1 protein-coding gene is annotated in these 647 nt (G+C 70.8%); it reads right to left on the bottom strand.

The window, feature by feature from the left end:
• Positions 1-462, bottom strand: a 462-nt coding sequence (locus tag ADK60_RS47800; RefSeq protein ID WP_286185302.1) for a transglycosylase family protein, incomplete at its 3' end; no start/stop codon positions are given.
• Positions 463-647: the final 185 nt, after the last annotated feature.

Genomic DNA, 647 nt, shown 5'->3' with positions numbered 1-647 from the left:
CACCGAACCGTTGTCGTTGAGAACGACGTAGTCCGCGCGCCCGTCGCCGTCGAAGTCCGCCCACCGCACCCGCCCCGCACCACCCGACTCCGTACCGGCACCGCTGGGGTACGGGTTGGCGTGGTCGGTGGCCAGACCGGTCCCCGGAGCGCAGGTCCACGCGCCGGCGCCCTGGTCGGCGAGGATCTTCTCGGCTATCAGGATCTGCTGTTTCTTGGTGGCGAGGTCGGGGCGGGCCGCGTAGGCGGTGCCGCCGTAGTACTGCCAGTTGTGGAGGCTGATCTGCAGGCCGCCGTAGTACGTGCCGCCGGTGTTGATGCTCCAGTTTCCTGTGCTCTCGCACTGGGCGACCTTGTCCCAGGTGCTCACGGAGGCGGCCGAGGCCGTCGGGGCGCCGATTGCGCTGGCCGCGGCGGCGGCCAGGACGGCGAAGGAGAGCGGGAGACGACGGCGCGGCTTCAATGGAATCACTCGTTTCGGTAGCACGGACGGTCAGTGGGGTGGGAGGGGCGCAGCGCGTCCGGTGCGCTGCGCCCCGGGTCATTTGCGGTTCGTGGCCGGGGTTCGTGGTGCCGGTCGGTGGTGCGGGTGCGGGGTTCAGGCGCCGGCGGCGATCTGGCCGTAGTCGATCCAGCCGGGGTTGTTGC

Source organism: Streptomyces sp. XY431 (genome assembly GCF_001279805.1).
GTDB classification, from domain to species: domain Bacteria; phylum Actinomycetota; class Actinomycetes; order Streptomycetales; family Streptomycetaceae; genus Kitasatospora; species Kitasatospora purpeofusca.
Note: the sequence above shows the minus strand (reverse complement) of the source record. Positions and strands in the feature narration are given on the sequence as shown.